Below are 24514 nucleotides of genomic sequence, written 5' to 3' on the forward strand. Positions count from 1 at the left end.
TAGAGAATTAAGAATGATTCTCAAGATGATGCTCTCCTAATATGTGTATTTCGCCATATCCTCTCGTTCTTCCCACCAACTTAGATAGCTCTGTACGAAACCGAAGAGAAATTATAAGTGGGTTCAAGCAATTCCTCTATCTGTGCAACCTGTAGAATTCGATAATGAATTGACGTTGCTCACGCACCAACAAAACGGAATTGAAGACGAATTTCATCAGGCCTACGAAGAGGCTGTTGAGTCTGTCAAAGCTAAACTCGGAGAATACCATTCTTTGCGGATTAACGGTGATCAAGTTAACACCAACAATCGATTCAGTGTTACAAATCCTGGTGATTTCGAGCTTGAAATTGGCGAATTCGCTGCAGCTAACGAAACAGATGTCGAATCTGCAGTTAGTGCTGCAAAAGACGCACACCGAGAGTGGGAAGATTATGATGTAAGTGTACGCGTCGATATTTTCCGTAACGCCGCTGAGATCATGCAAGATCGCAAGTTTGAGCTTGCGGCGACACTGTCACTCGAAAATGGCAAAAATCGAACTGAGGCGATGGCTGATATCGATGAATCCATTGATTTTCTTCGGTTCTACAGCCGTGAACTGGAGCGATCGGACGGTTACCAATTCGACACTGGTGAGCCAACACCCGGACAGCACACAACGAATCTGCTGCGACCGTATGGCGTTTTCGCGGTTATTTCGCCGTTCAATTTCCCGATGGCTCTCCTCGTGGGGATGACCACTGGTGCGCTGATCACTGGCAATACTGTCGTCGCCAAGCCAGCAAGTACAACGCCGCTGACTGCCCAGAAGTACTTCGATATCCTCACTGAAGCTGGAATTCCAGATGGTGTAATTAACTTAGTCATGGGAAGTGGCCGGTCGGTTGGTAAACCTCTCATCGAGCATGATGACGTTGCAGGTGTCGTCTTTACAGGCTCCCGGGAAGTCGGTCTCGGCATCGAAAAAACGTTTCGAGAACAGGGAAAACGCGGTCCGGTCATAGCAGAACTCGGAGGAAAAAATCCAGTTATTGTCAGTAACGAGGCCGAACTCAACGATGCAGTCGAAGGCGTCATGAAAGGGGCATTTTCGTTTAGTGGACAAAAATGCTCAGCGACCTCTCGCGTCTACGTCTCTGAGGACGTTATCGACGATTTTGTCGATCAATTGGTAGAGGAGACCAAACAGCTAAATATTGGTCGTGCGGAAAATCGTGATACTGTTGTGTCTCCACTCATAAATGACAGTGCACTCGAACGTTATAAAACAATAACCAAGCAGGCACGAACTGATGGGACAGTTCGTACTGGAGGCGCTATCGTTAACGATGATACCCTTCCTGACGGTAGGTATGTTGAGCCAACCGTAGTTACGGGTATTCCTCACGAACACGAGCTTGCTCAAGATGAACATTTCCTTCCATTTGTGACCATTCATCCTATATCAGATCTTCAAGAAGGTATCAAAAAATCCAATGACAGCGAATATGGTCTCTGTGCAGGACTCTTCTCACAAAATGACGATGAAATCGACCGCTGGTTCACGGACATTGAATCTGGAATGTGCTACGTAAACCGGTATCAGAGTGCAACAACGGGTGCACTGGTACAAGCTCAACCCTTTGGTGGATGGAAGTTCTCCGGTACGTCTGGCAAATTCGCCGGTGGTTACTGGTACCTCCAGCAATTCATGCGCGAGCAAAGCCGAACCCTTGTTGAATAATTAGTAGGAATTCTACTTGCATGTCTGGATGAAACATTCATATTATATACAACCTAATGAAAGGACCCGTTAACTAGATTCGCCGCTGCTTTTCTCGATTACTCACTGACAGCAATATCGGTGGCCAAATTGTCGCAAAGACTCGGCCACATTGAATTCACACCAAGTGTGTTATCGTACCATCAATATTTCCGTTAAAAACGATCGAGGAGTGTTTTAGAACTTGAATTGGCACTAAAATGTTGAGGATCGCCACTACGAAGACGCAATTATTTATCCAATCCTAAATAACTTATTCCACTATATAATATCAAAAATAAATGATTAATAAATAACGGTAAGAAAGAATTTAATAGTATATGAGTCATGTCTATACAAGGTATGGGATTTCAACTCATACGTAGTGGAAGCAGACCGTCGAATAGTAGCACTGAAAATTTCCAAGTCTTCGTGTACCCGAACACACAAAACGAAGACTATACGGCAGAAAACTATGTCGCGGACGCGCTAGATTACACTGGGCAACAGTTACTGGATATTGACGCGTGCAAGGAGTATAATATCTACATCAGTTACGAACATCCGAACCTGAACGACGGAGCAAATTACGACTTCTACAGTTCGTGGCAATCATACAGTAAGACGAGCGATCAGGGATGTCACCTCTGTGTGGGTGGCGAAAATATCGGTGGGCGGGCCGAAAGTCCAAACGATCCCGGTGCGTGGAATAGAGCCCAAGACGCAGTTGTGGGCTGGGGAGGTGTCGAGTACTACAAAAGTCTGGCCATTCAAGAAGTATTCCATACATACATCAACGATTCGAACCCTACTGTTCAAAGTATGATCCCAGGAACCAACGAGCATGATCTGGGATCGACCTACTCAAACAACAACGCGACACCAATGGCAGCAGGATACCCTGAATCTCAGCAAAGCGGTAGTTGCTGGTCAAACAATACTGCCAACAACTGGACTCGACTCCTCAATCAGTGTGAGCGAGATGGCGTCAAAGCAACGTCCGATTCCGCATAACGAAGGTAATACGCATGAGCGACAAACAGCACGATAATACCATCAGCCGACGTAGCATTCTCAAAGCAACAGGAGCCGCCGCTAGTGTTGGCCTGCTAAGCACCGGCAACGTACTTGCGGAGCAGTCCGTAAACCGCACGAAGCTGGTCGAAATTGGTATTGAATATGACGTTGATAAGTTGTTGAGAGACAATGTCAAAACCATCGCGACGCATCGCCCACTTCAGTACCGGGTGAACACCGAAAAAGGTGCTATCATGTTAACTCCGGTCGCTTCGGACGCCACCCGCTCGGCGTTGACATCTAACAACGAAGTCGTCAGTAGTACGTCCTCTATCAGCACCCCAGGAACCATCGCGACCCATCGCTCAATTCCAGAGGCACCCATCGCATTGGCGAACGACTACCGTCCAGTCAAATCTATCTCGTTACAAAATGCCCCCCCGATTCCCAAAGCGAATGTCAGATTCAAATCCGATGTCGCAGAGGTGTCGGTCAATGGGTCGAATTTTCAGCTCGCGCCGGGAGAGGAACGATCAAGTTCCCTTGGAACACAGCAGATCCCCGCACATGTCGTCAAGCGGAGTGGCAGCACTCGCTCAACTCGTTCCGAGATGGTCTCCCTCAAAGTAACCATTCACGCGAGAAATCACGGTGATCTCGATGTCACAACGGGCAAATAGCGACTCACAAGGTGCGTCTCACGGATAGGAAAAGCAAATAGCTATTCTATTTGATGATATGGGTATACCTATGTCGAAGTATACATATCGGTCTGCGAATTTTTATTAAAAACAAATTGTAAACACAATGGAAGCGTAAAGATTGTAATTTAATCTATTGGTTGAATATAATATAACCAGATATAGTTTTAGTTACTGATCAAGGTATCCAACAAGATTGATCTCAGCAGGGCCGTGTTGGTCGAGAAGTTGGAAACCAATACAACGCTAACAAGGCCAAGTGTGAGTCCAACTATAACCGAGAAAGTTATTAAAATCGTCCAGCAGAGCCGTTGCAAATACCGTTGTCAGTATTGGACCGAGGCAAATGCCAACTGCTGCAATAACCCCAGAAAAGAATCGTTGCCCAATATACAGGAAGGCAAGATTGTCCCCAATGAGGAACGCACCAGCGATACCGATGACGATCCAATCACGAGATGAACGTGGCCAACAGTAGTCGACTGTCAAGAAAACGTACACAAGAATTGCTATTCCTGCAACGTAGTACCGTAAGGCAGCAAACAGTAGTGGAGGGAAATACGGCAATCCTGCTTCGGTTGCCACAAAAGAACTTCTCCATAAAATTCCAAGAAGTATGAATATACCTATCGAACAGATCTTGTTCACATACGATTATGACTGGGGAAGCAGATATTCATTCCTGTATAAGTTAGGATGGCTGTGACTCGACGAACATTGTGAGATCATCGTATTCTCGATTCCGACAGTTACACAATACTTTCTTTGACCACACCCTCTCTGTGCAGATTTAAGCCACTTATATAAATTATCTATATTGTTTGTCCATCTGGTTCCGTTAAGAGGAACAATGGACGCCAAACATGTTGATACCAGCACCCCTTATCAACGTGGGTATTGTAATAAACTAAGTTATTACATCAAAGCTTCTACTATTCTCAATCTCCCTATCCCTATGAACTGCCCACAAAAGTCATCTACAATTAATCAATGTTCACAGCTCTTTTTTGTTCCTGTTCCCGGAACGGCTACTCAGAGCAAGAAGATCTCGGCTCATGCTTGTACGTACTAAGATAACTATTCCGTCTCCTTTGGGCGGCACTGAGATCTATAAACAGTTAGCATCGTAGTTTTGTAACGATCATAGTTGTGTTACAAAAGGTAAGAGATGGGATCTGACTAACCTTTCCCATAGTAACAGACACAATCTACCATCTTATGGATCCACTCTATCATCTGATGTAGACTTCATAAATTACAATCTGTTCTATATTTGATTAAGCACCACACCTTTTGTGATGATTTAATGACCAGTTCCGATACGCTACTGTAAAGCTTCGTAATAGTCGGATAAATATTGCTATTCTTCGTCGCATCGACATCCATCGCTAATCATAGATTTGAAACTCTTTGTAGTTCTACAAGACATACACGTCACCGAGAGATTCACGATAACATCGTAGTCATCACCTGCTAAGTGATCCTGTTGACGAAGGTTAGATAGCGTTGCTTCAGCCACCGCTACAGTCCTTGATTGTAATTTCAGAACGTGTTCTCCCGGTTCTTTCTGAACATTTTTTGAGTTCTGCCCTGGCTCAATATCGTGCTTTTTCAGATATCGTCGGATTGTTTGATATGAGACGAAGTCAGCTTCCACCTGTTCGACATTGACCCCCAATTGAGTCAGCTTACTTTTCGCTTGCACCCGTGTTCCTTTAGTGATGCTTTCCTCAGTTAGGAGCTTATAATAATTGGCAACTTCCCCATCCAGCGGTGTTTCCCCTGCTTGCTTGATAGCAGCCTCGACAACACGATGGTTGAAGAAGTTTGCTAACTCGCGTAAGCTGTGGCTTTGCCCATCTTCACCTTGTCGCATCTGAGCTAATTCGCTCTTGATATCTGTGAGATGATATCTCTCAATTACCTTCCGAAGTTTCGGTGGTCTACCGCCATTACTATCCGCGTTCTTTGTCATACTGTTAGATTAAGATTGGAGGTCTCTAAATGTTCTGAGTTCCCGTTCCGCACTGCAGAACGAATTAGTCACATTTCTGTCTCTCGGAGCAACTCAAATCGTAGTATCAATACATCTCTCTGGCTAAGGGATCTGTAGTTTAGTGATACCCACAATTCGATGTTCCTTAGAGCAGAATTTAGAAATAAGCCACGCTGATCTCATCGTACGAACGGACATGAGTGGCCAAAGAATTCTTGTCTAAATCCTATCGTTGAATACAAACATGAGCTTTACCAATGATGAGACTCAATCAGAGCCATGGTTTGGGACACACCCACACGAATTACAAACCCATAATTTAGATTTCTGTTTAATTATGCATCTTCACATACCGAATATTGGTACCGCATCGGCGCATAATACAAGGTTCAGGTGATAATCCTATCTCAGAACTCCTCGATCTGTTTCTGTGTTATTGAGCACGAGAACAATTTGTGGCTATCGAAGCAGTGCAATCATCTAGATAAGATCTCATATCACGAATGAAGGTAGTTTGTACATGGTCAGATCTGATAGTTTTCACCGCTACCAACATATGATGGTTATATAACATTAATCGTCAAGAGGTTTCGCGGTGAGAATTCTCTTTCTCGCGTCTGAGAGACATACTCGTTCTTCAATCAGATTATTGTCTCGAAGACGTTGGACGGCGAATCGAGTCGTCTGATGTGGGAGAAGCGATTCGTTGGATATCTCTTTTAATGTACGCGCTTCCTTGTCCTCTAGCACTTTGTAAACTAGTTTTGTGCTCGGGGGTAATTTCTTGAGTCGGGCTTTCCTTGATATCTGTGCACTCTCCTCTGACTGTTCTTCTGATTCAGTCCCAGCCATCTATGTTAAAGATGGGAAATATTGTACTTAATATTTTCCTTGTCAAATAGAGATGCTCCATTCACGAGGTTAAACTAATTTTTAAACATCTATAATATATTTATCTACTCATAAGAAAAGTTATAGATAACAAACAGTATTCTGAGTGACTTATAGCTGACAAGGAAATCGTTTCGACCTCTGACATCGAACGTATTTGGAATCACTGCGACGACAGAACTGTTGTTAGAAATGGGTGTGTCGATTTCATCACGTAATGTCTATAGTAAGAGCACATACGGTGAATTGGGAAGACTGTTGAGACCTCCACATTGATTTCTCGCCTCAACTATTGTTGATGCAGTAGATCCCAGTCGTCATCAACTTTATCTGGAAATCTTTTTAATGGATGGTTGAAAAATATTGCCTGTGTCATCATTGAAGACACCTCTTTACGACAATCACCGAGAGGCAGGTGCAGGCTTCACGATGTTCAATGGATGGGAGATGCCCGTCAAGTTCGATTCCATCACAACTGAACACACCGCTGTCCGAGACTCTGTTGGACGGTTCGATGTGAGTCACATGGGTGAAATACTCGTTCGCGGACCAGACGCTGCCGCTTTCCTACATTGTCTGACGCCAAACGATGTAACCAGTCTCGCTCCTGGGGAAGGCCAGTACTCGTGTTTCCTTCGGAATGACGGTGTGATAATCGATGATACGGTTCTGTATCATCTGCCGACAGGAGCGTTTCTGTTTGTTCCAAATGCAGGAAACGATCGTCAAATAGAACAACACTGCCGCGACTATGCACGCGAATGGGGATACGATATCCAGATAGACAATCTTACTGAGTCGCGGGCAATGATCGCGGTGCAGGGACCTGACGCTATTCCAAGCGTGGAGGAGCTTGCAGATTGCAGTTTCGAGAATCTTTCTCGTTTCGGAATTGAGGCCATTACTCTTTCCGGTAATGATTGTCTCGTTGCAAAGTCGGGTTATACTGGAGAGGATGGGGTTGAAATCATCCTCCCTACTGACGCAGCTGATGCAGTGTGGTCGTCGCTGGCTCCGGTGCAATCATGCGGGTTAGGAGCACGTGATACCCTCCGATTGGAAGCAGGGTTATTACTCTCCGGCCAAGACTTCCATCCAGTAGAGAATCCACGAACTCCTCTCGAAGCAAATATTTCCTTCGTGATCGACTGGTCGAAGGAATACTTCATCGGAAAAGATGCGCTCAAGAAGCAGGCTGAAATTTCCGGTGGACAAACCCTTGTTGGACTTGCCGTTGAAGGCCGTGGTATTGCACGGAATGGATACAAGGTTCTTTCTGACGATGGCATAGTCGGTGAGGTAACAAGCGGTACACAGAGCCTCACGTTCGAAGATGCAATTGCCCTTGCGTACATCGATGTCGACTACTCAGCGGAAGGTACGGAACTTCAAGTCCGTATCCGTAATCGAGAAATCGACGTTCGCGTTGTCAATCACCGATTTTTAGCGACTAGGGAGTAACACAGAACGATGAAATTCGATATCAAAACGGATCGGTTATACACAGAATCGCACGAATGGATACATCAGGAAGACTCAAATGTCACAGTTGGTATCACAGATTTCGCACAAGATGAACTTGGTGACATCGTCTTTCTAGAACTACCAGAGCTGGGTGTTACGGTTGACGATGGGGAAGCGTTCGCCGTAATTGAAAGTATTAAAGCCGTATCCGATATCTACGCACCTGTAACTGGAACCGTCACTGCAGTGAACGACATGATCCAAGACACACCAGAGATAGTCAATTCAGATCCTTACGAACAAGGGTGGCTTATCTCACTCGACATCGATGGTGATGTTGATCAGGACGAATTCCTCTCTCCTGATGATCACAGAGAGAAGATCAAATGATATGAAAGATGAAAATCATATGACAAACGGTTGTTCTGGAACACCGTATGCCCCACACGACGAGTCAGATGTTAAGGCAATGCTCGATGCCATTGGAGCGAGATCTGTTGAAGAACTGTTTGACATCCCGGGATCGGTCACATTCGACGGTGAGTTCGGAATCGAATCTCATTCTGAGCAGGAAGTTCGAAAGGACGTACGACAACGATTGTCGAACAACGACAATCTCATCGAATTCCTCGGCCGGAATCATTACAACCACTACGTTCCCGCAATCGTTGATGATGTTTCCAGTCGATCCGAGTTCTTGACATCATATACTCAGTATCAGCCTGAAGTCACACAGGGTTTCCTTCAGGCACTTTTCGAGTACCAATCGATAATTGTGGAGCTAACGGGACTTGATGTGGCCAACTGCTCGATGTATGACGCTGCGACAGCGCTCGGCGAAGCTGCAACACTGGCCGCTCGTACCCGTCAGGTAGATGGGAACCGTGTCCTCGTTCCGGAGTCGCTTACGGAAAAGCGACATCGCGTACTTACGAGCTATATTCAGGGAACAGACCTGGTCGTCGAAACGTATCCATCTACCGATGGAAACGCTGACCTTGACGCACTCACAGACGCTCTCTCTGCTGATGTTACGATGGTGTATGCTGAAAGTCCAACAAGCCGTGGCACCATCGAAGAGCACCTCTCTACTATCGGTACTCATACACATGACGTTGACGCGCTGTTTGTATTCGGGTCTGACCTCATTGCACTTGCACTACTCGAAGAACCCGCAAATTTCGGTGCCGACGTCGTCGTCGGTGATGCAGGTGTACTCGGCCTTCCGGCCAGCTTTGGGACTGGTCTCGGGTTGTTTGCCGCTGATGAATTGCTTTTGCGTCAGATTCCGGGGAGGCTGGTCGGTGCTGCAACGGACTCTGATGGAGTTCGTTCGTATACTCTCACACTACAAACCCGAGAACAGCATATCCGTCGAGAGCGTGCAACATCGAATATCTGTACGAATCAGGCGTGGCTTGCACTGAGGACTGCAGTACATGTCGCAGCTCTTGGAACTCACGGAATGGCCGAGCTCGCACAATCATGTGTGACTGCTCCAAGGGCTGTGGCCGCTCGTCTCGATGCTATCGATGGTATTCGTGCACCAGTCCATGCCCGCCATCATTTCAGAGAGTTCGTAGCAGAAGTTGATCGTCCTGCTGATACCGTCGTTGCGGAGCTCATTGATCATGGCATTGTGGTTGAAGCAGTCGGTGAAAATGAAATTCAGATTGCCATCACGGAAACGAACATGGACAAGACAGACGAGTTAGTCGCGGCTGTCACAGAGGTGATGACGTGAGATACACTCAGGCTCGCTGGGAGGACAATGATGGGGACGTCCGGGAGCCACTCTTGATCGAAAAAGACCGTACTCAAGTAACGTACGACGCTTCCCCATTACCAGATGATTTGACGAGGGAGTCGTTAGTATTGCCAGATCTGTCAGAACCGGAGTTAGCACGACACTATACTCGTCTCTCACAGATGACGTACGGTATCGACACTGGACCATACCCGCTCGGTTCGTGTACGATGAAATATAACCCCAAGTTCACGGAATTACTTGTTCAAGTCGATGACTGTCTCGTCCATCCTAATCGTCCTGATCAAACTGTACAGGGCACCCTCGAGATAATGCACCAACTGCAAGATTATCTAGGTCGAATCGGGGGAATGGACTCTGTCACCTTACAGCCACCGGCAGGGGCATCTGGAGAGTTTGCGGGAATTCTGATTGCAAAAGCATACCATGAGCACCGGGGAGAGACACGCTCGGAGATAGTGGTACCAGACACAGCACATGGGACGAACTTCGCTTCAGCAGCTCTGGCAGGATATGACGTGGTTGAACTGCCTTCTGGTGAGGATGGGAGAGTCAACCTTGACGCACTAGAAACAGCTGTTAGCGATGAGACAGCGGCATTGATGTTGACGAATCCGAATACACTCGGACTCTTCGAACAGGATATCGAAAAGATTGCAGATATTGTCCACAACGTTGACGGACTATTATACTACGATGGAGCGAATCTGAACGCGCTTCTCGGACGTGCACGGCCGGGTGATATGGGCTTTGATATCATGCATTATAATGTTCATAAGACGTTCGCCACCCCTCATGGAGGTGGTGGGCCCGGCGCTGGTCCGGTTGGAGTAAAAGATAACCTCTCAAACTTCCTTCCGACACCGCACATCAGAATGGAAAACGGCCAATACGAACGGTACGAACCAACACACTCAGTTGGAAAAATTCACGAGTTCGCTGGGAATTGGTTAGTGTTGCTGAAAGCGTATTCTTATATTGTTCGACTCGGCGACAATGGTTTGACTGACGCTAGTACCAAGGCAGTACTCAATGCCAATTACCTGGCAAGCCAGCTTAACATTGATATTCCGTACAGCCCGTTCTATCACGAATTCGTGGCCAGTGCTGGGACTAAAGATGCTGCGGACGTTGCAAAACGGATGCTTGATTACGGTGTTCACCCACCAACAACGAAGTGGCCCGAAATCGTCCCTGAGGCTTTGATGACCGAACCAACCGAAATTGAGACAAAAGCGTCTCTTGATCAGCTTGCACTTGCGTTCAATACCGTCTGTGCCGAGAGTGCTGAGACCATTAAAGATGCTCCATCTGTCACGGCAGTCAGGAAAATAGATCAGGCCTCTGCCGCCCGTTCTCCCCGTCTGACGTGGCAGATGTTAGAGTGATAGATGCTCTAGATACTTTGATATCAATATATCTGGAATCACCGGTCGCCATTGCTTCTTCGATATTTAGTCATGAGCTCACTCACCGTCACGATCTCAACAGTCGTTGCTGATGTAGGTCTATTAAACAGGCAGTAATGCAATGAGTGGTTGCCGATTTTCGAACGACAGATACAAGCATTATCTTTCTCTTATGTTATCGTGTCGACCGATGCTTAATAATTCGATTTTCTGGACTGCGAATGCTGTCGGATTGGTTGCCTTTGCACTTGTTGGGGCTAGTAAGGCGATCCGAGAAGGTTTCGATCCGTTCGGCGTCTCTGTTGTTGGCCTTGTGACGGCATTTGGTGGTGGGACGACGCGAGATATTCTACTAGTACAGATACCGCTATCACTCCAAACACTCTCGAATATTGGATTCGGTATGACTGGAATTCTTATGGCTGTGTTACTGTCATTAACTCTCGAAATTCCAGACCAGCATCCGTCTTCAATAGTTGCTGATGCGATTGGGCTTGGTGCATTTGCGACGGCAGGGGCGATCGTTGCCACCGACGTTGGTGTCTCACCCTTTGGAGTGGTTGCTATTGCAACAATAAATGCAGCTGGTGGGGGTGCATTTGCTGATATTCTCCTTGATCGATCTCCCTTCATCCTCTTGCAAGATTTTTATGCGAGCTGCGCAGTTCTTGGGGGGTTTAGCTATTGGTTGGTTTCAATGACTATTGGTGACGGGAACTTCGCAGCCAGTAGCTGCGCTGTGGTCACATTTGGAACGAGACTTGCAGCGATACGGTATGAATGGGAGCTTCCAAACCTCCGAGAACACTCATATAGTAAATACAATTAGAATCCGGCGGGAAATTACTGCTAATAGCCAGATGTTGATCACGTCACTCAGAGGTTTCAGCTACTCGAGTATCGGTTTAGATAGTGTCCATCAACGTCGATCCACACGATAGATGGAAAACATGCGTGATCACATATCTATATTACTACCAAGATCCTGATCGAGGGCTGAGGTGTAAATGTGAGCAGCGGTAGCTGCATCGAACACTGCGCTTCCGACACTTTCGACAACTATTATGTCACTATCTGATGTTCTGCTTATTTCGCCTTCGAAAGCTCTACTCAGTGGGATGAGTAGATCCTTCGATAGTGAAGTTGCGGTGAGGTCGCCGATCTTTATCACCTCTCTAGGAACATCGGCAAAAACTAGATCGGCTTGGTTGAATAAATCCGATTCAAGTTCCTGCATATCCGATCGAAACGCACCGATTCCAATAATCAATGTACCGGCTTGGATTGCATCAGTAGAGAATACTGGATCCGTGCTCGTTGTCGTCGTTATAACCACATTCGATTTTTGGACAGCCAACTCAGCCGATTCCGCTGCACTGGCTGGTATTCCAATAGATGAAAGTTTATCTACAATATCATATTTTGAATCGCTCGGAGAATAGATGGAAACACTCTGTAGCTCACAGAGAGCATTCACTGCACGGGTTTGCCATCTAGCTTGAACCCCCGCTCCAATAACAGCTAGGTTCACAGGTTTGGTAGCCAGTTCACGAGCAGCCAGCCCACCTATACATCCCGTTCGTGCGTTTGTAATATTGTTTGCGTCCATAACCGAAACTGGCTTTCCTGTGTGCGCGTTGGCTAAGATAAGTTGTGCGTGAAGAGTTGGCAACTTCTTTTCAGAATTTTCCTCGTGGATACTTACTAGCTTAGTTGCAAAGTAGTCTGATCCATGAATATAGGCAGGCATCACTAATCCTGTTCCAAGCGGATCATCATCTTGAAGTCCAACTCCAACAGGATAGTGGGGACGGGCCGGACGCTCTACAGCACCTGCATCTTGTTTGATTTGTGCATCTTCAACCTTATCTGCGATATTAGAAAGGTCGATGAGAGATTCAACGTCCTTGCCAGATAGCACAAGAACCATGACTACCATGTTGTCTCTACTTCTCTTATGCTTTACTCCACCTATAGTAACAAAAGTTATATAGTTATAACAAATTACATTTCCAAAGTCATATAATCTTGGAAGATGGGATTGACGTGCGCCTTCTATCCCCTATATTTATCTGTGAAAAACTATGCCTAGTGGTTTTGTTTTCTTGTCGCTCAGAAACCTTTGCTACGTCCCACTTCTTATTCTGAGTCTTAAACTACGAGACGTGAGCCTAACCAGGACCCGCTAGTGTAAAAATAAGACACCAACAGAAGCCGAACTCCGAAATCATGAACTTCCCACAGGCAGATTTGATATAGTGATATATGATTTATAGTCTTGATTCCAGTCGCCACAGCACCCAGTCTCTTCAAAATCGGTCGAATTTGCGGAATCTCCATTCACTTCGTTTTAGCGCAGTAAACAACAGTGGATTTACGGGCTCCCCCGCTGTTGGTGAATCATAGAGCATGGTTCCAGACGAGACCGACGCTACCGGACGGACAAACGGCTACGATCCGTTCCCCGAACCCACGAGCGCAGAGACTGAGTCTGAGCACTGCATCTTTCCTGATACAACCGATCTAGTGGCGTGGTTCAGCGAAACAATAGAGACAGAGTAATGTCCGCGTTGACACCGCAGTCTCTCGACGACGCGATTAAACGGTATTTACGCTCGAAAAGCAAGGGCGGGCCGGACTCTGGAACCTACCAGCAAGCTGCACGAACGGCCCTTACGCGCTGGCGTGAGTGGCTGTCTGCCGAGGCTGTCGACCGACTTGAGGATCCCGACGACGGCGCACGAGTCATGCGCCGCTACGCTCAGCACCTCACCGAACGAGTTGGTGAGGATGAATTGGCCGCCTCAAGCGCACAGACCTACTACAACATTGTCTCTGGCTTTTGCTCGTATTGCGTGCGTGATGGCGTACTCCCGTCGAATCCTGCTTTGCGCGATCGTGCGCGCGAAGAGCTCCCGACCGACGATAGCGATGGCCGTCAGCAGTTCTGGGATCCCGAAACCCGTGACCGGTTCCTCCGCTGGATCGATGATCGCGCGTACGAAGCGATCGACGCCGATGGTCGGGCAGCCCGACTCGAAGCCCGTGATCGGGCGTTCGTTTATTTGCTCGCCTATTCCGGCGTGCGCGGGGCGGAGATCCTCCGGACGAGTGCAGATGAACGCGAGGGCCGTCAAGGCCTCCGCTGGCGAAATGTCACGCTCCCCGACCCCGACGCTGATGCAGACAGCGGAACGCTGCGCGTCTTCGGCAAAGCCCAAGAGTGGGAGACCACCCCGCTGCCCCGCCAAGCCGTGTTCGCCGTCCGTCAGTATTACGCGCTCCTCGATGAACCGTCGGGAGAGTGGCCCGTCTTTCCAACTGAGCACGCGCCCTCGAAATATCGAGTGGCACGCAATGCACTCAAAACCACGCATGAATTGGCTGAGGACACTATCGAGACACTCCTTGAGGGAACCCCAATCGATCGCGTGCTTCGGGAGTACGAGATCACGCCACCAGCGGTCACCGTCAACGGAATGCGCAGCCACATGCAGACGCTCTGTGAGCAGGCCGACATCGATATCGATGGCGAATATCTGAAACTGCACGGCGCACGACGTGGACTAGGTGATACGGTGTTTCGCGTCGATCGGGGCGAGGCCCAAGATCTGCTGCGCCATCGCTCACTCCAGACGACCAAAGACGCCTACTCGCACATTGCTGCCGAAGAACGGGCCGAACGCGTTTCAGACATTCTTGACAATAGTGAGTGAGACCCTCTCGAGTCGACAATGACAAATTGTTTCACCACTCCTCAGAGTGAGATTGTTCATGGGGTTCTGTACTAATGATGTGACGACATCAACGCGGTCGTCGAGATGGGTGTCGTCCCCAGCGCTGTAGTGGTTGATAAACACGCTGTCACGGCTACCGAGCAGTTCACCCGGGTGCACGATGAATACCGTACGCTTTTCGGTGGACGGTTGTCGAGATACGCATACAATGGTTAGCTATGGAGGACGAATCTGATGAACGGAGACCGGGAATTGCTCCCGTTTTCCCGGTGGTGGTTGGTCGGCGGCGGCGCCATCGCAATGGGAATGGCCGGTACCTACCAGTTCGTCTGGTCTTCGATTCGTAGCCCTCTTGGGGTGCAGATCGGTGCTTCGGAAGCGACACTCGGAACGCTATTCACTCTACTTATCATATCACAAACACTCTCACAGTTCCCTACTGGTTGGTTTCGTGACCGGTACGGGCCTCGTCTTCCGTTGTTTGCTGGAGCGATTCTGCTTGCAAGTGGATACGCGGGATTAGCCGTTGCTCCTACTCCGATGATTGCAGCTATTGCCGTGATAGTTGGCGGGACTGGCGCAGGGGCAACGTATACCGTCGCGGTGAACACGCCGGTGAAATGGTTTGAGACGCACCGCGGGCTCGCTACCGGTGTTGTGACGATGATGTACAGTGGTCTTAGCGTCGTCCTGATTCCAGTAATTCGAGGCGATGTCGTACTGGTGTTTGAGACGACCATGCTCGTCTTTGCGGTGCTCGGAGCAGCAGCCTGTCTCGTCGGAGCGTTCGTTCTCCGAGATCCACCTGGTACTGCATTTGATCCCGAGAGTGGGGACTCAACGAGTGACGACGGTGCTGATATCGTGGATTCGCCAACCTACACGTGGCGCGAATCGATACGAACATGGCAGTTTTGGGTACTGTACGTGGTGTTCGCTGTTGTCAATGGTGTTGGACTGATGCTCATTGGGAAGGTCATCGCCTTCGCCGACAGCCTTGGTCTATCTGCAGCAGCAGCGACGGGGGCAGCATCCATCATCGCCTTCGCCGACGGCGCCGGTGTTCTCATCGGAGGAGGTATTTCTGATCGTCTCGGGCCGATTCGGACCGTTGGTTGGGCGCTAATCGTCAGTGCAGCCGGTATCGCTAGTGCGGTGGAGGGGGTCACGGCTTTGCAGGTGTATTCGTTGTTCTCGTCGGCGTTGCTGCCTTCTTTCGGAGTCCAGTCTTCGCCGTCTTTCCCAGCCTTATTGGAGAATACTACGGAACAGCCCACTCCTCGGAAAATTACGCTCTGCTCTATACGGGCAAAGTGTGGGGGAGTATCTTCGCTGGTACGGTGACGAGTATTCTTATCGCATCACTTGGCTGGACGCAGTCGTTCTTCCTCGGTGCTGGACTGCTGGCTTTGGCTGGCATCGCGACGCTTTCCGTGCGGCCGGTCGATCACAGCCAAACTGATCGGTGATAATGGTACTGTAAAACCTGCCCATGAGAAATCAGTGATATGTGGAATCCTTAATCAACTCGGACTGATCTGTGATAATTCGGCTATCTATTGCTGTAGATAGTGAATAATGATATTACTACTAGCTCATGTATCGTTACCAGTCGTTGGCCTATAAACTGAATGTGGCTATAGAGAATTAGTTGGATCAGTAGTTGGGAGGTGCTCTCTCAATGCATGCGGGCCTCGAACCCATTGTTGCTCAGTGTTCTCTCACTCATCACTGACATCGTCATTATCGTCGCTTGCACTCCGAAAACTCGTCACGGTGAGCGACGAGCCTCCCTTCAAGGATGTCCATCAGTCGAGATCCCCTTGAGAACGCCAGCGAGGATAATTCCGAGACCGTAGCGGGTACTGTTGCTCTCACAATGCAAATAACGCTGTTTGCAGCGGGGTTTCGACGCGAAACATGGAATAGCCCAGAATTAGACGAATCTAATTCCCAAATTTGATATAAACTATTATATCGTTTGACTAATCAATAACTAGCCGACGATGGACGATACGAAGCAGTCGCAATCGCAGTACAGTATCTCGCGCAGAAGAGTCATTACTGCCGGTGCAGGACTTCTCGCAACTGGCCTCGCCGGATGCACGAGCAATGGCGGTAACAATGATACCGCACCTACGAGCGGCTCTGGCAACGAGGGCGCATCTGGAGACGGTCCTGCTGTTACAGTCGCGTCGTTCTTCAGTTTCTATGACTTTGCACGGAAGGTCGTCGACGGGACGCCCATCCAAGTGAACAATCTCGTTCCAACTGGATTGCACGGTCACGGGTGGGAGCCGAATGCGAGCGTCACGAAGGACATCATCGAAGCAGACGCATTTCTCCACGTCGGTCCAGGATTTCAACCGTGGGCTGATCGTGCGATTCAGACGCTCAAAGACGACAACGTCGATACGCAGTTGATCGACGTCCGCAAGGGCGTCGAACTGGTCGATCTCGCAGCAACCCTCGATCCCGAAGAGGAAGGCGTCGGAAAGCAGCAAGGCAAGGATCCACACTTCTGGCTCGATCCCGATCGGGCGAAGATATCGGTCGACAACATCGCCGACGGGTTCGCCAAGCTCGTTCCTGATCAGGAAAGTGCGCTCCGAGACAACGCAGAGACGTACAAGGCCGATGTCCTCGAGCGGATCGATCAGGACTACCAGGCGATCTTCGATGCGGCCGACCGAAACGTGGTGCAACTGGCGGCGCACAACGCCTTCCAGTACATCGGAGTCAAATACGACGCGAAGATGGTTCCGCTCGTTACGAACCTCGCAGCCAGTGGTGACGTCAAGCCCTCTGATATTGCCGATGCGAAAGAAGTCATCAGGAAAAACAACATCAAGTACATCGCCAACGGTGTCTTCGAGTCGCGCAAGCCCGCAAAGCAACTGCTCAATGAAACACAAGTCGAGGGGTACCTCCCTGTAACCCCGTATGCAGGCGTCCGAAAAGATTGGGTTCAGAACAACTGGGGATACGAAGAGATCGCCTACAATATCAACATGCCCACGTTCGAGGTCGTGCTCGGCAACAAACAGCCCGAAGCGGCCGGACCCGGCAGCTGGGCCAACGAGTGGATGAACTTCCAATGAGAACACAAAACACTGCAAATCCGACGAGTGCGGGGACGGCAAGCAGCGACGAGCCGATCATCGGATTATCCGGTGTTGATTTCGGGTATACGTCGACTCCGGTCGTCGAGGACGTCTCGCTTCGGATCAACCATGGCGAGTACGCTGCGGTCGTAGGTCCGAATGGATCGGGAAAATCGACGTTGATGAAGTTGATGTTGGGGTTACTCCGACCGGACGATGGGATCGCCAGACTGTTCGGCGAACCTTCGCATCAATTCGACGACGGCTCCCGCATCGGCTACGTCGCCCAGCATGCCAGCGCTTCGAAAGAGATGCCGATCACTGTCCGGGAAGTCGTGAAGATGGGCCGATTCCCACACGTCGGTTTCGGACGCCTCTCTAGCGAGGACTGGAGCATCGTCGATCAGGCGCTCAACACGGTCGGCATGACGGCGTTCGCCGATCGCCGTGTCACACAGTTGTCTGGTGGTCAGCGCCAGCGAGCGTTCATCGCACGAGCACTCGCCAGCGAGGCCGACCTGCTCGTGCTCGATGAACCGACCGTTGGCGTCGACATGGAATCGGTCGGAGCGTTCTACGATCTCTTGGATTCGCTGAACAGCAACGGTATCACGGTCCTGCTCATCGAACACGATCTAGGTGCGGTCACCGAACACGCCGAACGCGTCATCTGTCTTAACCGCGAGATATACTTCGACGGACCTGCCAGTGAGTTCATCGAGAGTGACGCCTTGGCCCGTGCCTTTGGCACCACCGCGAACTTGTTGGGTGGCTCCCAATGATTCATCTACCCATTACTCGGCTTCAAGCAGGACCGCTGGACCCCGTGTTTGGGCCGCTGTACTGGTTCTTGGAGCTCTGGTCGGGATTCATGTCGTGGGTCGCTGGCGTGACCGGGTTGGAGCTACTTCAGTACGGCTTCATGCACCGGGCGATCCTGGTGGGTATCTGTATCGGGGTGATGGCTCCCTTGATCGGAACGTTCCTCGTTCACCGCCAGCTGGCACTGATCGGTGACGCACTCGCACACACTGGCTTCGCTGGCGTCGCTGTGGGACTGTTCCTCAACGCCGTTATCGACCTCGGGGTCTCGCCGTATCTGACGGCAGTCGTCGTTGCAATGATCGCGGCACTGTTCATCGAACTCATTTCGGAGGCGACCGACGCCTACAACGATGTCTCGATGGCCATCGTGCTCTCGACGGGCTTCGCGCTAGGAACAACGCTGATTAGTATCAACGCAGGTGGACTTGCTGTCGGCGTGAATCAGTTCCTCTTCGGTAACCTATCGACAGTCTCGAACGAGAGTGCGGCAATACTGCTAGCGTTGTTCGTGATCATCATCGGCGTCGTTGGGCTCACACGCAACCAGTTACTGTACGTTACCTTCGACGAAACTGCTGCGGCAGTTTCGGGCCTCTCAGTGAGCTGGTACAATCGCATCATGGTGATGTTGACAGCGATGGTCGTAGTCGGCGCGATGCAGATTATGGGTGTCATCCTCGTCGCCGCCATGCTTGTTGTTCCCGTGGCGGGCGCGAGTCAGGTCGCCCGGAGTTTCAACGAGTCTCTACTCGTGTCGGTCCTGCTTGCCGAACTCGCCGTCATTCTTGGAATTGGCGTGTCGTACTACGGCGAGGCGACTGCTGGGGGCGTTATCGTCCTCGTCGCAGTTGCGATCTACGCTATTGCTGTCGTATGTGGAAAACTCCAGACCGCCTTCGGCGAGGACGCAATCCCTGAGATGGGGAGCATCGATATTAGCGAAACCGAATCGAGTGGGGACTGACGACTGCTCTCTGACCAGAAAGTGAGACAGTGCGAAAACTAACTATCTGACGATAACGAGACTAAATGAAATCCTCTGATTCTGACTCTCCAGACGCGCCCGAGTCGTCGCCAGCAGCCACGCCAAAGATGGAGGATTATCTCCGTCGTATCTATCGGCTTGAAAAGGAAGCTGACGGCCCAGTCTCCAACTCAGAGATTGCCGAGCAGCTTGACGTCACTCAACCATCAGTGACGAGTATGCTGAGTACGCTTTCGAATCGAGGACTGATCGATCGAGAACGGTACCGCCCGATTCGTCTCACGAACAAGGGCGAAGAACTCGCACTCCGAGTAGTTCGTAAACACCGGCTCGCCGAGACGATGCTCTCGGAGGTGTTCGAGTACGCAATCAGCGAAGTCGATTCCGAGGCCGAGATCTTGGAGCATCATCTTAGTGATCGGCTCTGTCGAGCAATCGAACGGAAACTCGGCATGCCAGAAACCGACCCGCACGGCGATCCGATCCCCGACAGCAACCTTGATCTTCCCCGATCAAAGGATGTTACCTCGCTGATCGAGATCGAAGAGTCGGCGAGCGTAGCGGTCACGCGTATCTTGACACAGGACAACGAGGTGCTGGAGTATCTCGTCTCGATCGGGGTGGAACCAGCTAAACGCCTTTACCTCAACGAAATCACGCCAATTGGAATGGTGGTTGTTACTATCGAAGACACCAGTGAACAGACGAGTCTCCCACAACGACTGGCCTCCCAGATACTGGTTACACCGCTGGATGATTCATAATTCACGGGGAAGCTTGCGGATTGGGTATCCTATGTTTCGAGCTGGGACCAAGGCCTCGGAGCTACAGTAATCGTCCAGATACCACGGGCATTTCTCCTGAACCTCCGGTTCGGTGCCTGCTATCAGTTTCTGTAATGCCTGAATTGACTTCGATGTGGAACGTGGTCAAAATGGATTAGACTAGTCTAAATAATAGTATAGAAGCGTAAAAATTATACAACCTCGGCGACTACTATCAATTGCGTTCCGACGACCCCGGAGCGTACCGCTGTACCGTTCGCCAAACAAGTTCCTGCAACACAGGGTGTTCAGTTTTGGTGTGGGTGCCTCCCCACACATTTTATACCACAGCTAAGCCTACCAGTGCTCTTGTCGTGTCCAACAAGTGATTTAGTTGACCATTCTCGGAGAGCTGTTGATCGTCGATGAATTTGGCCACCTGTCTCCACGAATCATAGAAAATCGTCGCCATCATTCGGTGTTCAGCAGTGAATTGTATCTCTTTGTTTAACATTGCTGGCGGGGATCGGTTACACAAGAGTCCTGTCGTTCCTCACTCCCGGCAAATGCGGATGCAGACCCCAACCCAGCGATACCAGAGTGTTTCTTCAGTGAAGTCAGCGTCGTATATCGTCACTCACGACTCATCCGTAAACGACTCAGTGAAAGATAGTTGCACGAGATGAGTGATCCGTCGCCATAACGAGTCGCGCAGATAGGCAAACTCAAATAGAATAACCGCAGCACATGACGGTGGAGGTAATTTTCGCAGACGGCGATGATCGGGTCGACGACCAAACAATTCTCCCTGAGATCTGCCGCCTTCTTGCGGTTCTGGACGAAATTATAGCTCACACGCGTGAATTTGGGGTTACATGTGAACCTCGACTTATTCCCTGCTTTACGGCTGATGTAGTAACGGGATGTCACAGTCAACAGACAGCCACTCGGGACAGTTGGAAGCACCCGAACTGACAGCAGCGGACGTACTACAGGTACCGGACCCGCATTTCACCGAGGAGAACGTCGCAATCGTCACCGGTGCGGCGTCGGGTATTGGCCGGGCGACGTCACTCGTCCTGGCCGCAAACGGCCTGACGGTGATCGCTACTGACGTAGACGAAGCGGGCCTGAACGATACGGTCGAGAAGAGCGAGAATCTCGGTGTCGACGGGTCGGTCGTGCAGGTGACGGCTGACCTGACCGACGACGCCTCACTCAAAGCAGTCGTCGACGTAGCGGCCGATCAGGGACAGCTCCGATTTCTCGCCAACATCGCCGGACTCCAGCATATCTCCGCCATCGAGGAGTTCCCAATGGACATGTGGGATACGATGTACGAGGTGATGCTCCGTGCGCCGATGTATCTGAGCAAGCTGACGCTCCCGCACATCAAGGACACCGACGACGGTAGAGGTGTCATCGGCAACATGGCCTCGGTCCACGGCCACTATGTCACGCAGGACAAAGCCGCCTACAATACGATGAAATTCGGCCTCCGTGGCCTGACGCGGTCCACCGCCGCCGAGAGTGACGGGAACCTACGCGCGTTCTCGGTGAGCACAGGCTACGTCAAAACACGGCTTGTGCTCGATCAGATCGCCGACACCGCCGAATCGCGCGGCATTTCGGAACAGGAGGTCGTCGAGGACGTCATGCTCGGGCAGGCACGACTGAAGGAGATGATGGAACCGGTCGAAGTGGGCAATCTCTTCGCGCTCGGATTCTCGAATCACGCTCGCCACCTCAACGGAGGTGACCTACTGTGGGACGGTGGCTATGTGCACACGTACGAATGATGCAGCAGTCGTCCATCGACAGCCAGTCGAACTACGGGTCGGAGGTGCCCAGCTAATGTTGGACCGAACGATCGATATCTCGGATAAGACGACGCCGCTGATGGTCGCCAGTGGTATCCTCTGGCTGGCCGTTCTCATCCTCGGACTGGCCGGCTACTGGTTCGCTGGCCTGATCGTCTCGGTATTCCTCTTTCACCCATGGTTCATCATCGGTGCGAGTTCCCGCCAGAAGATCCCTGTGAAACTGCTCGTCTATCCTCTGGGGATCTGGACGGTCCTCCAGCTCGCTGCGTTTGGCCTCGCAGAGTATTTCTCTGGACCGTACGCTGAGGGATCGGCTGGCCTCATCACGGGCATGCACCCCTCGTTTGCGGCGGTGTACTGGCTCTACTGGATCGGTGGGTTCATGACAGTTGCGTTGACGTTTGGCCTGTACTACCGTCGGTACTACCTCCCAGAAGGTCGTTGGGACGAGTTTCTTGAGGAAGTCGAGGAAGCGAAAGCCGCTCAGGAAAGTGAAGGGATGGTTGAGGACACGCCAACACCCGAGACACCAGACAGTGAGGTGACGAGCTAATGGTCGACGTGCTCGTCGTTGGCTTCGTCGTAGCGTTCATTATCTCGGTGATGGGCGTCGGTCTCTACAGCCAGCGCCTGATCGAATCCTCGGACCAGTACTACGGAGCGACCAAGCTCTTCGGAGCTGCGGTCATCACGCTTGCGAGTATGTCGGGCATCATGAGTGCGTTCGGGTTCGTCGGTGGCCCCGGCCTCGTCTACAGCATGGGAACGTCGTCGCTCTGGATGACGTTCGCGGCTGGTATCGGATTCGCGATGGCCTACTGGGTCATCGGAAAACGCGTTCGCGGTATGGCTGACGTAGCCGATATCGGTACACTCGGTGACGTCGTCGACGTACGATTCAACAGCGGAGCAATCCGCGGGCTGCTCGCGCTGACGATCTTCATGGCCTGCTGGGCGTATCTCGCCTCGCAGGTCGCAGGCGGTGGCTACGTCCTCGCCGAACTGCTCGGCGTGAGCGTGGAGGTCGCCGTTTGGCTCGTCTTCGGCTTGATGATTCTCTACATCACGGTCGGCGGAATGGCGTCTGCGCAACTCGCTGGCGCGTACACCGGTGCGGTGATGATGATCGGTGTGGCCGGCGTCGTCTTCGGATTCTTCCAGGTCGCTACCGGCATGGAGAACCTAACGGTTACCGTCGCCTCCGCTGGTGAGGTCACTGCTGGAGACGTGACCAAGGCATTCACCCCCCAGCTGCTCGACGGCTGGGGACTCGCCAAGGATTCCTCACCCGGCCTGTTGCTCATCTGGCCCATTGCGTTCTCGATCGGAGTCATGGGTCAGCCTCAGGTCCTCCAACGGATGTTCTCGATCGACGACCCCGAAGGTCTGCGGACGGTCGGCCTTATCAGCGGCGCGACCTACGCTGTCGGGAGTCTGCTGTGGATGCTCATCGGCTTCGTCGCGCTGTTCATGGTCGCCAACGGCGACGTCGCGGCGTTTGCGAACCCCGACCTCGCAGTCTTCCAGTTTGTCAACCGACTCCATATCGTACTGCAGATGATCATCTACGCGGGACTGGTCGCGGCTATCATGTCTACGGCCGGATTCTTCATGTCGCTAGCATCGGGCGCCATCGCTCGAGATCTGACCCGTGCACTCGGCATTGACCTCTCGGACAGCTCCGAGACTTGGGTCGGCCGGGCGACAGTCATCGTCATCGGCGTCGGGTCCGTGCTCTTTGGCCTCTACGGCGGAGAACTCGTGGCCATCCTCGGAAGCTTCGGCTGGGGGACGTTCATGAGCGGGACGCTCCCGGCAGTTATCATCGGCCTGCTCTGGCAAGGTGCCAGCCGCGAGGGCGTCACTGCCGGCCTCGTGGTCTCGATCGTCTTGAACGTCGCTCTGCTGGCGTACACCCAGATCGGCAACACACTCCCGCTTGGTATGGACTTTTACTTCGTGACCACGTCTTCGGCCATCGTGACCACCATCTTTGTCTCACTGGTGACAAACGGCGCGAGCGGCGAGAACGTCCCCGAACACGTCAAACCGGTGTTCGACCTATGATGGAGGTAGTGAGATGATCTGGCTCATCGGCTTCGTCGCCATGATCGTGGTGACGCTGATCGTCCTGTTCAGCAAAATCTGAGTCATCCTCGCCGTCTGCGATCTCGTTTTTACGATATGAGTTCTCGTAGCTACGGCCATTGATTAGCGTCATTTCTTGATGATTGTTCATATATCAACATCGCGTTTCTGGATGGTTCAGTCCCTTCTAGAACGTGT

22 protein-coding genes and 1 pseudogene are annotated in these 24514 nt (G+C 50.9%); 19 read left to right on the top strand and 4 right to left on the bottom strand.

Annotated features, from left to right (window positions below; all coding sequences use genetic code 11):
- Positions 1–142: 142 nt before the first annotated feature.
- The 3 genes from MW898_RS24180 to MW898_RS24190 all read left to right on the top strand — a co-directional run bounded on the left by MW898_RS24180 (position 143) and on the right by MW898_RS24190 (position 3441).
- Complete coding sequence (locus tag MW898_RS24180) at positions 143–1726, top strand: aldehyde dehydrogenase family protein (RefSeq protein ID WP_248910861.1); 1584 nt, start codon at positions 143–145, stop codon at positions 1724–1726.
- A gap of 450 nt (positions 1727–2176) precedes the next feature.
- Positions 2177–2758 (top strand): hypothetical protein, encoded by a 582-nt coding sequence (locus tag MW898_RS24185; RefSeq protein WP_248910862.1) that lies wholly within the window; start codon positions 2177–2179, stop codon positions 2756–2758.
- Positions 2759–2772: 14 nt separating this feature from the next.
- Positions 2773–3441, top strand: coding sequence for a hypothetical protein (locus tag MW898_RS24190; protein ID WP_248910863.1), 669 nt, complete (start codon positions 2773–2775; stop codon positions 3439–3441).
- A 267-nt stretch (positions 3442–3708) separates the two neighbouring features.
- Here the strand turns inward: MW898_RS24190 and MW898_RS26460 are convergent, their stop codons facing one another.
- Both MW898_RS26460 and rdfA read right to left on the bottom strand, forming a co-directional pair.
- On the bottom strand, positions 3709–4110 hold the full coding sequence (locus MW898_RS26460) for an EamA family transporter (protein WP_373689910.1): 402 nt from the start codon (positions 4108–4110) through the stop codon (positions 3709–3711).
- 712 nt (positions 4111–4822) lie between these two features.
- Positions 4823–5437, bottom strand: coding sequence for a rod-determining factor RdfA (rdfA, locus tag MW898_RS24195; RefSeq protein ID WP_248910864.1), 615 nt, complete (start codon positions 5435–5437; stop codon positions 4823–4825).
- Positions 5438–6718: 1281 nt separating this feature from the next.
- Here rdfA and gcvT point away from each other — a divergent pair.
- The 5 genes from gcvT (at position 6719) to MW898_RS24220 (ending at position 11819) form a co-directional block, all read left to right on the top strand.
- Positions 6719–7810 carry a glycine cleavage system aminomethyltransferase GcvT gene (gene gcvT / locus MW898_RS24200; RefSeq protein WP_309242265.1) on the top strand — a complete coding sequence of 364 codons (1092 nt, stop codon included), beginning with the start codon at positions 6719–6721 and terminating at the stop codon, positions 7808–7810.
- Positions 7811–7819: 9 nt separating this feature from the next.
- Complete coding sequence (gene gcvH, locus MW898_RS24205) at positions 7820–8203, top strand: glycine cleavage system protein GcvH (protein WP_248910865.1); 384 nt, start codon at positions 7820–7822, stop codon at positions 8201–8203.
- A gap of 19 nt (positions 8204–8222) precedes the next feature.
- A complete protein-coding gene (gene gcvPA / locus MW898_RS24210; protein WP_248910866.1) occupies positions 8223–9557 on the top strand; it encodes an aminomethyl-transferring glycine dehydrogenase subunit GcvPA in 1335 nt (444 codons plus the stop codon).
- Entirely contained in the window at positions 9554–10969 is a 1416-nt protein-coding gene (gene gcvPB, locus MW898_RS24215; protein WP_248910867.1) for an aminomethyl-transferring glycine dehydrogenase subunit GcvPB, read from the top strand. Before gcvPA ends, gcvPB begins: the two co-directional genes overlap by 4 nt.
- Positions 10970–11180: 211 nt before the next feature.
- Complete coding sequence (locus tag MW898_RS24220) at positions 11181–11819, top strand: trimeric intracellular cation channel family protein (protein WP_248910868.1); 639 nt, start codon at positions 11181–11183, stop codon at positions 11817–11819.
- A 129-nt stretch (positions 11820–11948) separates the two neighbouring features.
- Here the strand turns inward: MW898_RS24220 and MW898_RS24225 are convergent, their stop codons facing one another.
- On the bottom strand, positions 11949–12920 hold the full coding sequence (locus MW898_RS24225) for an ornithine cyclodeaminase family protein (protein WP_248910869.1): 972 nt from the start codon (positions 12918–12920) through the stop codon (positions 11949–11951).
- A gap of 479 nt (positions 12921–13399) precedes the next feature.
- Here MW898_RS24225 and MW898_RS24230 point away from each other — a divergent pair, with 479 nt between their 5' ends.
- The 11 genes and pseudogenes from MW898_RS24230 to MW898_RS24280 all read left to right on the top strand — a co-directional run bounded on the left by MW898_RS24230 (position 13400) and on the right by MW898_RS24280 (position 24295).
- Entirely contained in the window at positions 13400–13552 is a 153-nt protein-coding gene (locus tag MW898_RS24230) for a hypothetical protein (protein WP_248910870.1), read from the top strand.
- Positions 13552–14706: a tyrosine-type recombinase/integrase gene (locus tag MW898_RS24235; protein WP_248910871.1), complete on the top strand. Its 1155-nt coding sequence runs from the start codon at positions 13552–13554 to the stop codon at positions 14704–14706. The genes MW898_RS24230 and MW898_RS24235 overlap by 1 nt, the downstream gene beginning before the upstream one ends.
- Before the next feature lie 327 nt (positions 14707–15033).
- Positions 15034–16071, top strand: a complete 1038-nt coding sequence (locus MW898_RS24240; protein WP_248910957.1) for an MFS transporter — start codon at positions 15034–15036, stop codon at positions 16069–16071.
- Positions 15954–16196, top strand: a pseudogene (locus tag MW898_RS24245) (MFS transporter); the annotation flags it as partial. The gene MW898_RS24240 and the pseudogene MW898_RS24245, both read left to right, overlap by 118 nt.
- Positions 16197–16733: 537 nt before the next feature.
- Positions 16734–17828, top strand: coding sequence for a metal ABC transporter substrate-binding protein (locus tag MW898_RS24250; protein WP_248910872.1), 1095 nt, complete (start codon positions 16734–16736; stop codon positions 17826–17828).
- Complete coding sequence (locus MW898_RS24255; RefSeq protein ID WP_248910873.1) at positions 17825–18613, top strand: metal ABC transporter ATP-binding protein; 789 nt, start codon at positions 17825–17827, stop codon at positions 18611–18613. The genes MW898_RS24250 and MW898_RS24255 overlap by 4 nt, the downstream gene beginning before the upstream one ends.
- Positions 18610–19620, top strand: a complete 1011-nt coding sequence (locus MW898_RS24260) for a metal ABC transporter permease (RefSeq protein WP_248910874.1) — start codon at positions 18610–18612, stop codon at positions 19618–19620. The genes MW898_RS24255 and MW898_RS24260 overlap by 4 nt, the downstream gene beginning before the upstream one ends.
- 65 nt (positions 19621–19685) lie before the next feature.
- Entirely contained in the window at positions 19686–20405 is a 720-nt protein-coding gene (locus MW898_RS24265; RefSeq protein ID WP_248910875.1) for a metal-dependent transcriptional regulator, read from the top strand.
- 923 nt (positions 20406–21328) lie between these two features.
- Complete coding sequence (locus MW898_RS24270) at positions 21329–22204, top strand: SDR family oxidoreductase (protein WP_248910876.1); 876 nt, start codon at positions 21329–21331, stop codon at positions 22202–22204.
- Entirely contained in the window at positions 22185–22781 is a 597-nt protein-coding gene (locus MW898_RS24275) for a hypothetical protein (protein WP_248910877.1), read from the top strand. Before MW898_RS24270 ends, MW898_RS24275 begins: the two co-directional genes overlap by 20 nt.
- The gene (locus MW898_RS24280) at positions 22781–24295 is read left to right on the top strand and encodes a sodium:solute symporter family transporter (RefSeq protein WP_248910878.1); all 1515 of its coding nucleotides are present in this window, start codon (positions 22781–22783) and stop codon (positions 24293–24295) included. The genes MW898_RS24275 and MW898_RS24280 overlap by 1 nt, the downstream gene beginning before the upstream one ends.
- Here the strand turns inward: MW898_RS24280 and MW898_RS24285 are convergent.
- Positions 24273–24467, bottom strand: coding sequence for a hypothetical protein (locus tag MW898_RS24285; RefSeq protein ID WP_248910879.1), 195 nt, complete (start codon positions 24465–24467; stop codon positions 24273–24275). The two genes, MW898_RS24280 and MW898_RS24285, sit on opposite strands and share 23 nt — an antisense overlap.
- Positions 24468–24514 lie beyond the last annotated feature (47 nt).

It is taken from the genome of Halocatena marina, assembly GCF_023276375.1.
Lineage (GTDB): Archaea > Halobacteriota > Halobacteria > Halobacteriales > Haloarculaceae > Halocatena > Halocatena marina.